Below are 13,517 nucleotides of genomic sequence, written 5' to 3' on the forward strand. Positions count from 1 at the left end.
CTTGAACCCTTTTCTTATTATAGTTGGTCTAATTTAACACGTGTTCCTCGGCCGGAATGTTCTGCAGGTTCTACAATAAGTCGTTTTGTTAAACGCGCTTTTAGCTCCGGCACATGTGAAATAACACCGATCGAGAAGTTTTCCATCTGTACTTTTTCAAGTGCGGTTACAACCGTATCTAATAACTCTTGATCGAGAGTACCAAAGCCTTCGTCCAAAAAGAAGAACTGTAACGGAAACTTTCCTCTTAACTGAATCTGCGCAGATAGTGAAAGCGCTAATGAAAGTGATGTCAGGAATGTTTCGCCCCCAGACAATGAAGTAACAGGTCTCTTGATACCACCATTAGCATCATCCCGTATAACAAAACCGCCGCTCGAATCAACTTCAATTGCGTATCTTCCTCTTGTCAGTTTAGCAAGCCTGCCTGAAGCATCACGGGTAACATGATGAAGCTGTTCTTCTGCCATAAACTCAACAAAGGCATTTCCTCGAAAAACACTTTGCAGTTTGCCTAATTGTTCTAATAAGTTAGTTACTTTATTTTTTTCTTTTTCAAGTTCCTTAAAACGATTATGATTCTTCTCGATTGTTATCCATTGCTGCCTTGCTTCTCCAACAGCTTCCCGTGTATCATCCGTATCTTTTTTCAACAGTTCCAACTGCTCTTTAGCATGTTGTACCTGTGCAGCCGTTAATGTTTCGGATGGTAATTTTTCTTTTATCACCAGAAGTGAAGCTGTGTTCGCTTTCCGTTGATCTCGGTATTCAGCTAATTCAAACTCCCATTTCTTCTGAATATCCTCGTTGGTCAAGCTGCATTCAAAATCTTCAAATGAACTAAAATCAGATTGTTTCAAGTGCTTTTCCCATTCAGTTTCAGCTCTCTCTCTTCTTTCTTGTGCATCAATCAAGCGCTGGATAATCGTATGATATGCTTTGTCACAATCTAAATATTGATTCTTCGATTTTTCATACGCTTCTTCCGCTCGGGAATAATTTTCTTTTAGTTTGTTTAATTGGGTTTCTATATGATCTAAGGCACTCTGTGCAGATTGATCACCAATTCTATTAGTAATCTTGCCTTTTAAAATCTGAATTTCTTTTATAAGCATATCCTGCTGATTGAAACAGATTTTTATATAGGTTTCCTTCTCAGCTTTTTCTTCTCTTGCGGATTCCAGCTTGTTTGTTTGCTGATCTAAGAATTCATCTGCTACGGTTAGGCTTTTGTGGATTTCCGCCTGGCGATTTTCTCTTTTCTGGAAAACATCAAGTTTTTCTTTCAGGCTATCAGGAGAAAAAGGGATCTCAGCCTGTTTCCATTCTGAAAGAAACTCTTCATTCTTTTCTTGAATAGAAGAAATTTGCGCTCTTAGCTTTTCTCTTTGTTTCTCACCATTCTCAAGTGTTAAAGAGAGACGCACTAATAGTTTTTGTTCATCGTCAAGTTTGTTTATTAAAGAATCAAGGCGTCCTTCAAGTTGATTTCTGTCTTGCTGGATGCCTTTAGCTTTTGTAATATGGCTGTCAACCTGAAGGAATGAAAATACATTTTTCTCATTCGTATCTTCGATTGTTATGCTATGTTCAGCAGCTGCCGTTTCTGCTACTGCCAAATCCAGCCTGTTCCATAATTTTTGCGAGCATTTTTCCAGGATCTCGCTATCATGCTTTAAATGATAATAGTGACTTTTTAATGATTCATTTGATTTCTCTAACTCTTGTATCTTGTCTCCGTATTCTGCAACTTCCTGATGATCATTGTAATCAACGGGAGAAGGATGAACAGTGGAGCCGCAAACTGAGCATGGTTCATTCTCTTTCAGCTGTGCTGAGAGCTGAGCAGCCAGATGATTGATTCTTAACTGTTCTTGCTTATGTTTTGAGACTGAAAGTTCATTTTGAAGAGAATAAGTCATCTGCTCGTTTTCTCGAATTGTTTCCCAAACCTCTTCGTATAGCTGCTGAATATCATTTGACAGCTTTTTTCCTTTATCCAGACTCTCTGTATATGATCGGTGAAGGATACTTTTTTTATGTTCCGCTTCATTTATTTCACTTTCTGTTGCATCCATTTCTTTTAAATGCTTTTGGAGTTCTAAATCTACATCTTTTATGCGTTGAGCTAAAAGGACCGCTTGCTGATAGATGCCGCGTTCATCCTGTTTAATTTCGATCTCAGACAATTCGGTTTTTAAAGCTGACTGCTTCTCTTTACCTCGCTTTAAAACTCGTGCAGCCTCAATCTCTATTTGTTTTAACTCATCATACGCACTAACTAATTCTTCATGTTCTTTTCGTTCGATAGCTAAAGATTGATTCTTTTCTTTAACCATTTTTTCCCACTCAAAAACTTCTTTTAGTGAGCTTCTTTTTTCAATTAAAGCAGGTTCTTCGTGACTTCTTGCCTTCCTTACAGCTTTAAATGTCACTTCGTGCTCCACTAAAGAACTCTTAAATTCTTCTGTACGTTTTTGAAGCTGTTCTTGCTCATCTCTAATCCTTTTTTCATTAGAAACCGAGATTTTCCACGCATCGGCATAAGGTTGTAACCTGTCAGCTTGTACAGCCCGATTAAGATTCGATTGTAAGAGGTCCATATCCGGCCGCAGCTTTTCCAGTTCATCCTTTTCTTTTAGAAGCTTTTCATTTTGAACTTGAGCATCCCATAATAATACTAGAGTCTTAACATTCTCTTCTTCTTCTTTTAAACGTTCTGAGACAATCTGCAGTTTTTCTTCTTTTTCTTTCAAAAGGAGGGCCGCGTTCTCCAACGTCTCTAATGATGCTTCACCTAAACCGGCTTGCTCAGCTAAGATCTCATTGAAACGATTTTTCTGTTCATCCGACCTTTTCCTTAGCTTAAGGTTTAATACATCACCATATTTTTCAAGCTGAAACAAGCGCTGCAGCATCTGCCTCCTGTCAACCCCTTTTAACGATAAAAACTCAGCGAATTTACCTTGAGGCAGTACTACCGCACGCGTAAAATCATCAATCGTAAGTCCGATTAGTTCCTGAACCAGACGGGTTACATCTCTTTCTTTATCAGCATGAACAACAGATTCATCATTGGCTATCTCTATTAGTCTGCAAGTGGTTGTACGGATAGAATGTTCTCCGCTTCTTTTAAAAGAACGTTCTACTTTGTATTTCTTCTGCTGACTTCCTTCCCCTAATTGAAAGGAAAAAGATACAGAAAGTTTATCTTCAGCCTGATTCATGATCCCATGAGTTCCACCCGCAGCACGTTCAACTTTTCCATAAAGAGCAAGAGTCACAGCATCTAGGATTGTTGATTTACCGCTTCCTGTTGGCCCAAAGATTCCAAATACACCACCTGAACAGAGCTCATGAAACGGAACTTCCTGTGACTCACGAAAACTTTGCAGTCCAGATACGGTTAATGATATGGGTCTCATCCGGCTTCCTCTCCTTCCGTATCTTCATCACCAACTAGGTCAAGAAAGAGAGAGAGCAATTCTTCATCAGGAACCGCCCCACCCGTTTGCCGCTTATAAAAGGTTGAGAACAATTCATCTACAGGAAGTTTTTGGGCAGAAACGGAAATCTGCTCTCCAATTGTCTCTGTATAAACAGGTTTAATGTGAACGAGTCCATCATGAGCTTTTCGAAGTCTCTGGATTTCTTCCATCGAAAGGGCGTCCTGAACGTGAACAGATAGATCAACCCAGCAATTATGATGCAGTCCTTCCTCAATTCCTTGAAACACTTCAGTTAATCCATTTCTCGCTTCCCATGCAACAAGAGGCTTTCCACAGTTCAAATGAATCTCTTCCACTTTCGCTGGCTGAGCAGGTTCAACATCAATAATGGTTACAGATTTGGTTTGTCCACTTTCTGAAAAGCTATAAGAAAGTGGCGACCCTGAATATCGAGCCTCTGTTTTAGCCCGTTTAATGATCTGCGGTCTATGAAGGTGACCTAATGCTACATACTGAGCTGCTTCAGGCAGACTTTCTGCAGCAACCGTATAAGCCCCCCCAATATGAACAGGACGTTCTGAATCCGTCTCTTTGCTTCCTGCCACATAAATGTGACTCATGGCCATATGTACATTCCCTGGCTGAAACTTAGAAGTGATTCTTTTAAAATAGGAATCTACCCAATCATCATATTGATTTCGAACATCAAGCTCTTCTGCCGATTCACTTAAAAGCATTTTCAAACGGGATTCTGATGGATAAGGGAGAGCTGCAATTTCCAGCATCTCCGCTGTTCTTGAAATCGGAACTCGCTGCAGCTCTAACGTCGGCAGTCCGACAAGCGTGATGCCTAATTCTTTTGAAAGCGGGAATGATGCTGCCAGCCGGTCTGGATGATCATGATTTCCTGCTATCGCCACAAAGGGACACGTTCCTTTTCTGCTGATCCGTGCAAGTGCATCAAAAAACATTTGCTCAGCCGCAGCCGGCGGGTTCACCGTATCGAATACATCCCCTGCCATAAGTACGGCATCTATCTTTTCGCTTCTAACAATCTCTACAAGCTCGTCCAAGAAAGCTTGCTGTTCTTCCAGCCTGCTTCGTCCTTCTAACGAACGACCCAGATGCCAGTCAGCGGTATGAAGCAATCGCATCGTATCCCTCCTTATTTCACTTGAAGAATGTGCCCACCGTCAAAAAAGTAGAGATAGCTTTCTTTGACCGGCTTCTTTAAAATTCTTTCTATTGCTTTTGAATAAAGTGTCAGCTGCATTTCGTATCGGTCTAAGAGTGTATCTTTTGCTCCAGTAAAACCGTTTGTAAACCGATTTGTGATTTTGTCTGTTTTATAATCAATTAATATAAATCCATCTTCCTCTTCAAGAAGGCAATCAATTACACCTTGTACAAGTACATGTTCTTCTTTTAAGCTCCATTTTCTTTGAATCTCAGACAATGGAAGTGCCATGCTGAACGGAATCTCTCTTTTTAAGCTGCCGTTCTCTATGATTCTCTTTCCGAGCGGCCCTGTTATAAACTGCTGAATCTGATGGACCTGAATATGTTGTACTTGTTCTGCCGTGAGCATCTCTTTCGCTTCCATTTCAGCAAGCTGTTCTTTTAATTCTTCAGAAGATGACCTTGTAAAGTCTACATGCTGCATAACCATGTGCATGGCTGTTCCGACTTCTGCTGCATTCAACTGTGTTTCTTGCATAAATTGAGGACGTTCATGTATGACTTGTTGAGCAGCTCTCACTAGATCTGTACTGCTATATTCATCAGCTTGATATTGTTTTTTGATCTCTGTAACAGATTGCTTTGACCGGGTATACGTTGACTGCATATAGGTATAACCCCATTCCAATCGGCGTTTAATCTCATCATAATCTTCACTGACAAGATCTACTGGTTCACTGTTTTGCAGCTTAGTAAGCAATTCTTCTTGTTTTTGTTTCTCTTCAATCTCTAACTCTTCATACTCGCTTGCCCTGAGAATGGTAATCTTCCAATCTGTTTCATCAATATACACTTCGCCTCTTCCTTTTTCACCTGTTCCGAGAACTGATAAAAGAGGGTCAGCGTTCTTATGGCGAATGACCGCTCTGCCAATCCAATCAAGGTAGCTTTTGACACCCGCACGTTCAAAGTCCGGCAAAAGCCAGCTCTCTTCGTAAAGGGAATCACTCCAAGCAGCTGCAGATTTTTCTAAATCATTTACAGTACCGACTAGAAATAATTTTTCCTTGGCACGAGTAAGTGCTACATATAATACACGCATTTCTTCCGCTATAAGTTCCATCTTCTTTCTGCCCGCAATCGCAAGTTTCGGAAGTGTTGGATAGGCCACACGATATTCAGGATTGATATATTGAGTTCCAAGACCAAGTTCTTTATGAAGCAATACTTTCTCATTCAAGTCTCTTGTGTTGAATTGTTTGTTAAGACCTCCAACAAACACGATCGGAAACTCTAGACCTTTACTTTTATGAATGGTCATCACACGGACAACATCTTCTTGCTCTCCTAATGCCCTTGCTGCACCTAAGTCCTTACCTCTTTCCTGCATCCTTTCAATGAAACGAAGAAACCGGAAAAGTCCTCGGAACGATGTGCTTTCATACATTTTAGCCCGGTCATACAATGCTCTCAAGTTTGCCTGACGCTGCTTCCCTCCAGCTAATCCTCCCACATAATCGAAATACCCTGTTTCTCTGTAGATATCCCAGATGAGGTCAGCAAGTGAACCTTGGCGAGCTCGGTGTCGCCAAGCCTCCAGCTGCTGTAAAAACCTTAAAGCTTTTTCTTTAATTTCAGGAATCTCACCTTCTTCACTATACAGCTCGACAGCACCCAGATAGTTGTCTTGTTTTTGCTTCAGCCTGACTATAGCAAGTTCTTCTCCCGTCATACCGACGAGCGGAGAGCGCAGAACCGCTGCAAGAGGGATATCCTGCAGCGGGTTATCGATTACTTTTAATAATGACATCATGACATGGATTTCTGTCGCATCAAAATAACCTGTTGAAAGCTCAGCATAAGCGGGAATTCCCTGCTGTTTAAATTCTTCTAAAATAACAGGCGCCCAGACTGAGGTAGCCCTAAAAAGCATCACTATATCTTTATATTTTGCTGGACGCATCGCCTTTGTGTTCTTATCAAAAATAAGATGAGGAGATTTTCCTGTCGTCCCAACGATCTCTTTAATTTTTTCTGCGATAACACGCGCCTCTAGCTGCACTGTTTCCAGATCTGTTTTTTCCACTTCGCCGTTCTCTAAACCTTCCTCATCAACAACAGGGTTACTTTTATTAATAAGGATCAATTCAGGTTCATTGCCTTCCTGTTCAGGATAATAGCTGGCACCAAGCTTTAGTTCAGCGTCCTCGCTGTATTCGATCTCTCCAACCGTCTCATTCATGATCTGTCTGAACAAATAGTTAGTCGCCTGCAGAATTCCGTTCCTGCTTCTAAAGTTCTTAGCTAGATCGATTCTTAAACCACTGCCGCCTTCTTTTGTAAATTGTTTATACTTAGATAAAAAGAGAAGCGGTTCAGCAAGACGAAACCGGTAGATAGACTGTTTCACATCACCTACCATAAACATGTTACCTGCCTCACCGTCTTTGGAAACTAGACGAACGATAGATTCCTGCACAAAGTTTGTATCTTGATATTCATCGACTAAAACTTCAACAAATCTTTCTCTGTACTCAATAGCTGCATCTGATGGAACGGGAGAATCCATCGTTGAACCTTCACCTTTTAACACTTGGAGGCAATAGTGTTCCAGATCACCAAAATCAACGAGTGATTTTTCACGTTTTGCTTCTTGATACCTTCGTCCAAACTCTTTTACTAAAGAAGACAATTCTTTTACGACGGGTGCCATCTCTTCAATATGAACGACATAGGAATCGGGATGACGTTCAAAATATTCTTCTTTAAGCGTACTCGTTCGTTTCTTAATGGTGTCTCTCATCGCTTTTGCTTTATTCTTTAGTTCTTCATCTACTTCTTTTCCGCGTACCGCCTTTAATTTAGGAGGATCATACGTTTGAAATACTTCATAAAGATGATTCCAGCTGTCTTTGGCACTGGCTAGCTGATCGATAAAGGATAAGTCACTTTTAAGCGTTTCTGCATATGCTAGAGGTCCCCCTGGCAACTCAGCTAGTTCAAGCGCCCTATTTGTCAACGACTTTAGGCCTTCGATCTGAAGCGAGATATCAAACAGCAGTTCTTTTGTCCACGGCAGTTCATCAATAGTAGAAGCTTGCACATGATACGTTTCAGCCATTTGATCCAGCCACTCATCAGGATCTGGATGACTCCGCGCAAAATCATAGAGTGACAGCACTAGCTTTTGGAGTTCCATGTCATTTCGGTCAGAACTATAAGCATCTACAACTTGATAAAAGATATGGTCTTCCCCTTTGCTGTACTCCTCTTCAAAAAGTTCCTCGATAACTTCCTGACGAATCAGCTCTGCTTCCGTTTCTTCTGCTACTCGAAATCCAGGATCAAGGTCTGTTTCATAATAATGTTTACGAAGCACTTCAATACAAAAAGAATGCAGTGTGGAGATAGAAGCTTTGTTTAATAAATTCAGCTGTCTTCTTAAATGCAGAGAAGAAGGGTTCTGTGATAATTCTTTATCAATTGCTTCCCCTATACGTTTTCTCATCTCAGCTGCTGCTGCGTTCGTAAACGTTACGATAAGCAGTCTATCAACATCTGCTGTCTTTTCCCGGATCATGGTGATGATCCGTTCAACGAGAACGGCTGTTTTACCTGAACCAGCTGCCGCTGCGACTAGAATGTTTTCTCCTCTTGCTTGGATGGCTTGCCATTGCTCGTCCGTCCAAGTGGTACCTTCAGGTTTTGGGATTAATGTTTTCATTTGAGCTTCCCTCCTTCCTCTTGCATTCTTTCTAATATGATTTCATCTTTCTCAGAACGAAGCTGACGATATTGATTCTCTTCGAGTGTCTGATCGAACTGACAAACGGGTTTATAGGAACAAAATGTACAAGGTGTTTTTTTCTTCATTTCATACGGCGATATATCTATAACACCGTTCGTTATACCGGCTCCGCTATTAACCGCCATTTTTCGTGCATGCTTTCTCATCGTCTGGAAATGATCAGCAGTTGCAACAGAAGAATGAGACTTGTGAAATCCTTTTTGCGTTAGTGCTACAGGGATAATGGAAGAACGCTGCTCCATCGTATTGTCCATGAGCTGTACCGCTTCTTCTTCCGCTAATACAAGGCCTTTCATCTTAAATTTTTTGAGCACTTCTTTCTCTATTTCCTCCACACTGAGAAGTTTCTTTTGATTTAGAAGCGGATTATGAACATGAAAGTAAAGAACACCCGCCGGTATGGATTCTTCACCAAGCCAGTTTTGAGAATGTGTTACAGCTACGTCCAAATAGGTTAGCATCTGCAGAGCAATTCCATGATACAACTCTGCTAAGTTTAAACCTGTTGAACTAGATTTATAATCGATCACCCGCATAAGAAGACCTTTGGAGCTCATTGCTGTATCCACACGATCAATACGCCCGATTACTTCCATCGTCGTTCCGTTCGGCAATGTATACAATAACGGAGGCAATGTTCCGCCTGTTCCAAAGGCAAGTTCAAGACCAGCAGGCGTAAATCCACTTGCCTTAGCATGCTGACTTAGAATGTGCGATGCCTTCCCAACTACTTCTTTAAGCTTTTTCTTTATATAGAGATGCCGGTTAGAACTTAATAAAATTTCATGCTGCAGCTGAGGAGCAAGCAGTTCTACTATATCCCCTGCCATTCTGTAGCAGTCTCCTTTAGAGAGATCGCTCCAAGACACTCTCCGCTGCTGAAGTGCATCGTTCATTTGTTTTAATGCAGCATGAAATAACTGACCAATATCAGGTGCTTCCAGTTTGTACATTTGACGTTCTCTTAGTTTCAAACCATATGACATAAACTGTGAAAACGGACAAGACTGGAAAAGCTCCATTCTAGAGATGCTTGTCAAGATCTTTTCACCGTATAACTCCTTTGATACCGAAGGGCTTAAAGGTGCTTCACGGTTTAAATAAAACAAACTTGATAGGGCGCGTTTCGCGTAATAGTCATATTGATCATTAGTGATCACCCAGTTGTACACATCCCACCAAACCGGAGAAATCGGGTAACCTTTTTTCCATTCCCGAAGCTGTGCACTTAAATAAGAGACACTTTTCACTGGATGCTGTACGTAGGCTACATCTTCTCTTGAATCAGGTTCATTTTGATAAAGCTCTTCTTTAAGTGCCGGAAAAAGATCATGCAATCGCTGAATAACCATTGAAGGCTGAAGCGTCTTTCCTTCTTCATCTGCAAGTGCATAGGAAACATACAAACGGTCACTTCCATTTGTTAGCGCAAGATAGATAATAAATTGTTCATCTAACAGCTTTCTGCGTGCTGAAGGCGCGAGTACTACTCCGTTTCGTTCAAGCGCTTCTCTCTCATCTTCAGATAATAAACCATCATCTTTAGGCTTAAGAGGAATTACTCCATCATTCACACCTAGTACAAAATTTACTTTTACGTCCGTAAAACGCGAACGCTCCATGGTTCCTACCAGTACTTGATCAAGTGAAGGGGGAACAAGTGCAAATTTCATGCTCTCTAAACCAGTTTCAAGCATCTGCATCCATGTATCTTTTGGAAGCTCTTCTTCTCCCGTCAACTCTACCATTTCGTCCAGCAAACCTAACACTGCGTTCCAAACCTGCCCATGTTCAGAGGCAGCTCTTAATCTTCCTGATGATTCTGCTTGAAGTCTCAGTCGTTCCAGCTTCATAGGCACATGGAGATCTTCTAAGTATTTATAAAGAGATTTACAGAATTCGAGCACTGTTTTGCTCTTTGATAGATCTTTTGACAATCTGTTTAGAGGGGACACGATCATGTCCCGCAAATCATTGATCAACTGTTCTTTTTCATCATCACGGCTTGTTTTTCCAAAGTCATCTGCTTCAAATCCTCTGAACCTTTTATACTTCCAAGGTTTTGGATCAGTCCATTTTTTCCCTTGAATCCCCAGAGCTAATACGTAGTTCTCAAGTTCATCCATACAACGTCTCATTTCAGATGTTGTTTTTCTAATTTCATCTAGCGGATAAAGCATGTCTGTTTTAACAGCACGGAAAACCGCTTCGTAACGCCAATTCTTTAGAACAACATCTATTGAAGAACGGATCAGTTCAATAAGCGGATGATGAAGCATAGATTTTTTCTGATCCAGGAACACGGGGATACCATAATCAGCAAACACGGTCTCAATAAGTGTCTGATAGCTTCCAGCATTTCGAACCATTACGGCAACGTCACGGTATCTGTATCCATTATCACGAACAAGCTCTACAATTTTTCTGGCAGCTCCTTCAATTTCGGACCTGACATTTACAGCGGCCGCGACATGAATGCCTTCCAGACTCGATGATGGAATAGACGGTCTTCTGTCATATTGTTCTTCGATATGAGCAATCGCCTTTGATGTAAATTTAGGTTTATCCTGAAGCAAGACGGGTTCATCCATTTCCACACCAAGTTCCTTTGCCTTTTGCATGAGAACTTGAACAGTCTTTTTTGTCATATGAAAAAGATCAAGGTCATGTGGATCTGATTCTGCAAGATACGATTGCTCTGTTGTAAGTGCTATAGTAACTTTTTTCGCATGTGACATTAAGCCTGCTACAACCTCAAGTTCCTGAGGTGTAAAAGAATGAAATCCATCTATGTACACTTCGCAATTCCTAATGGTCTCTGAATAAGGCATCTTCTCTTGAAGAAGACTTAAGTAATCTTCTGAATCTATATATTTCCCGGCAAGTGCTGCTTCCAGGGCACCAGAGATGATGCTCAAATCTGCTAATTTGTCTTTTAGGACCTTTTTATTTTTCTCTTTTTGACCTAGTGAAAGAAGAGTCTCGGCGTTCCATGAAAGCTCCTCTGAACTTACGCAAAATCGTTTCAGCTCTGTTGTCATAAGCTCTAGCAATTCATAAAATCCGCTTTGTTCAGATGCTTTTCTAAAGATTTTCAGTTCTTCTTTTTTATGTTCAATAATTTTCCGAAGCATCATTCTTATGCCAGTTGAAGTAATATGCATTCTTGTCATTCCGCCGGTCTCACCAAGAATACGCCACGCCAATCTTGAAAAACTAAATACTTGCGCCCGCATCATACCTGCTAGTCCCGGACTTGATGCAAGCTTGTATTCTGATTGAAAAGTCATCTGATCTGGTACTAGATAGATAATAGGATTCCCAGACGGATCGTCTTTAAGTTTCTTTTGAATGTCCTTAAAGACAGAGTGGGACTTTCCGCTGCCGGATCGTCCCAAAATAAATTGAAAACTCATTATGTTCAACCCCTGTTCCGCACACAAATTCTGTTTCTATTATCTCATATTCTAGTAGTACGGCAAAGTCTAGTATGTTGAAAAACAAGCACTGACTAGCTGGTATTTAAAGGGCATCACTCATAAAAAAAAGAAAAACAGCTACATCATCAGCTGGTTTTCCTCACTTTTTATATTATCTAATTTTAACGCAATACAGAGATTTTTCCTGACACCGGTTAACACGATCTGAGTAGGTATCATATATAAAAGACTATATAGTAAATAGAATGGAAAACATGTTTATATCAGGAAATTAAAGCATGCAGTTCCTGTTTTTCTCACATCATCAGATTATATTTTTCATCACGTGTCACAAGTCTTCACCTCTCGCTTATTCGTATACATCCGTTCGTCAGCCAACTGAAGATAATAGTCAATGTTCTCATAAGCATCAGCAAGAAGTTCTATCGCACCGTAAGCAAGAGAAACCGATGTATTCCACGCCATCAGCTGACTCTCCATTTTTTCAACAAGAATATACGCTTCACTCTCTGTAATACCAGGCAAAAGAAAAACAAATTCGTCTCCTCCAAACCTGAAGCCAGAGAATAATTTTAAGCGTTTAGAGAGTTCTGCGATTTGCTGAAGAAGTTCATCTCCCGCATGATGCCCAAATTCATCATTGATCTGCTTAAAGTTGTTAATATCAAACATGACTAAGGATATAGGTAAGTTTAACTTTTGAGCCTTCCCAAGTTCGATCTCTAAACAGTCATAAAAATATCGTCTGTTATAAAGGTTAGTCAGCGGGTCCCGGATACTGATTTCTTTTAAATCTTTAAATTGCTGAGAAGAGAAACCGCTCAAAAATCCTGTAACAGCACGAAGTGAAATCCGGTTCCATCGATCAAGCATAAAAAGCTGTACAATACATGATTCTTCATTCATTACTCTTTTCATTTCTCGGAGAACCGCTTCACTGATACTTGTAGAAAAGCAAGCGAGTACCTGATGAGGAATACGCTGATGACGTAAAAAGTGGATTCCAGACCGAAATGCCTTTTGCTCAGCTTGATTTAAAAAGTTTTCAAAGCGTTCTTCCTGAAGAAATACGGCATGAACGATCCCACGCAAAAACTTTTCTAGTATCTTCTCATATTGCTCAACAAAACCGTTTAAAAACGTATGGAAGTCATCATATTGTCTTAAATGCTCTTTATGCGTATGTATCATGTTTGGAATAGACTTCATAAATCTAGTAAACAAGTCTCTTTTGAGTGTGCGTAAATCTAGTTGGAATTTTTCCATTATTGCAACCCCTCAAATCTCTAAAAAATTACATACAAAAAAGCCATTATCCCATAAAGGGAAATGGCTCAATCGATATCGATAAGCATTAGAATTTTTTAGTCGGTATCGTCCTTTGGTAAAAGAAGCAACTTCAAACACCTACGATTATTACGTGTGTACAACCCGCAGTCTATCGTAAGTCTTGCTCATCACTCGCTTTTTGAACTTCCCTTCCTCGACCCCTAAGCTACCTTCATATCATCCGTTTCCCTTTGGCAACCGGCTGCCATTGTATGTTCACCATACTTTAGGCCCATAGCTTTGCGTCCCAGTTTTTCAACTAGTTTGCCCTTAATAACAAAGGTTTCTATTCATTTATAGATAGTATATCCT

General features: G+C 40.5%; 5 protein-coding genes and 1 riboswitch. All 5 genes read right to left on the reverse strand.

From position 1 onward, the window contains the following. Positions 1–17 precede the first annotated feature (17 nt). Entirely contained in the window at positions 18–3,425 is a 3,408-nt protein-coding gene (locus tag IEV52_RS13200) for an AAA family ATPase (protein ID WP_188402988.1), read from the reverse strand. Then, the gene (locus tag IEV52_RS13205; RefSeq protein WP_188402989.1) at positions 3,422–4,603 is read right to left on the reverse strand and encodes an exonuclease SbcCD subunit D; all 1,182 of its coding nucleotides are present in this window, start codon (positions 4,601–4,603) and stop codon (positions 3,422–3,424) included. The genes IEV52_RS13200 and IEV52_RS13205 overlap by 4 nt, the downstream gene beginning before the upstream one ends. An 11-nt stretch (positions 4,604–4,614) precedes the next feature. After that, positions 4,615–8,352, reverse strand: coding sequence for a helicase-exonuclease AddAB subunit AddA (gene addA / locus IEV52_RS13210; RefSeq protein ID WP_188402990.1), 3,738 nt, complete (start codon positions 8,350–8,352; stop codon positions 4,615–4,617). Beyond that, positions 8,349–11,852 carry a helicase-exonuclease AddAB subunit AddB gene (gene addB / locus IEV52_RS13215; protein ID WP_188402991.1) on the reverse strand — a complete coding sequence of 1,168 codons (3,504 nt, stop codon included), beginning with the start codon at positions 11,850–11,852 and terminating at the stop codon, positions 8,349–8,351. Before addB ends, addA begins: the two co-directional genes overlap by 4 nt. 345 nt (positions 11,853–12,197) lie before the next feature. Next, positions 12,198–13,142, reverse strand: a complete 945-nt coding sequence (locus tag IEV52_RS13220; RefSeq protein WP_188402992.1) for a GGDEF domain-containing protein — start codon at positions 13,140–13,142, stop codon at positions 12,198–12,200. A gap of 253 nt (positions 13,143–13,395) precedes the next feature. Next, positions 13,396–13,484, reverse strand: a riboswitch (cyclic di-GMP riboswitch). Between the last annotated feature and the right edge of the window lie 33 nt (positions 13,485–13,517).

It is taken from the genome of Fictibacillus barbaricus, from assembly GCF_014635025.1.
Lineage (GTDB): Bacteria > Bacillota > Bacilli > Bacillales > Fictibacillaceae > Fictibacillus > Fictibacillus barbaricus.